Genomic DNA, 545 nt, shown 5'->3' on the forward strand with positions numbered 1-545 from the left:
GAGCGGGTCGGCGAGCAGGTCGAGGCGGTGTGGAAGTCGGTCAGGCGCAGGCCGGCGATGGCCAGGGCGTCGAGGTTCGGCGTGGCGATCTCGCCGCCGAAGGCGCCGATATCGGAGAAGCCCAGGTCGTCGGCGACGATCACCAGGAAGTTGGGGCGTTTGCTCATGCGCGGGTCTCGTCTGGATGGGAGGAGAGGGTGGGGCCCTCGCCCCCGCCCTTCCCGCAGGGGGAAAGGGCCAGGGCAAGGGGCTTTTCAGCAAGCGAGGAATTCGAACGGCAGGTTTTCCACCCGTCGCGGCGGCGGCGCGACGTACTCGCCGTCGGCGGTCAGTTCGTGCAGCAGCGCTTCGCGCTGGCGCAGGAAGTCGAAGCCACCGCGCTCGCGCGGGTGCGCCAGGTCCACCTCGACCACCCGCCTGATCCGCCCCGGGCGCGGCTCCCATCACCACTACCCCGGTCGGCCAGGTAGAGCGCTTCCTCGACGTCGTGGGTGACCAGCAGGGTGGTGATGCGGGTGCGCCGGCGGATCGCCAGCAGCTCTTCC

Annotated in this window: 2 protein-coding genes; both read right to left on the reverse strand. The window is 70.6% G+C overall.

The window, feature by feature from the left end:
- A partial coding sequence (locus GMC_RS23435) for a sulfatase-like hydrolase/transferase (RefSeq protein ID WP_157998137.1) occupies positions 1–167 on the reverse strand: 167 nt, incomplete at its 3' end.
- An 87-nt stretch (positions 168–254) separates the two neighbouring features.
- Positions 255–413 carry a hypothetical protein gene (locus GMC_RS23440; protein WP_202945885.1) on the reverse strand — a complete coding sequence of 53 codons (159 nt, stop codon included), beginning with the start codon at positions 411–413 and terminating at the stop codon, positions 255–257.
- Positions 414–545: the final 132 nt, after the last annotated feature.

The sequence above is a fragment of the Aquimarina agarivorans genome, assembly GCF_000218485.1.
Classification (GTDB): Bacteria; Bacteroidota; Bacteroidia; order Flavobacteriales; family Flavobacteriaceae; genus Aquimarina; species Aquimarina agarivorans.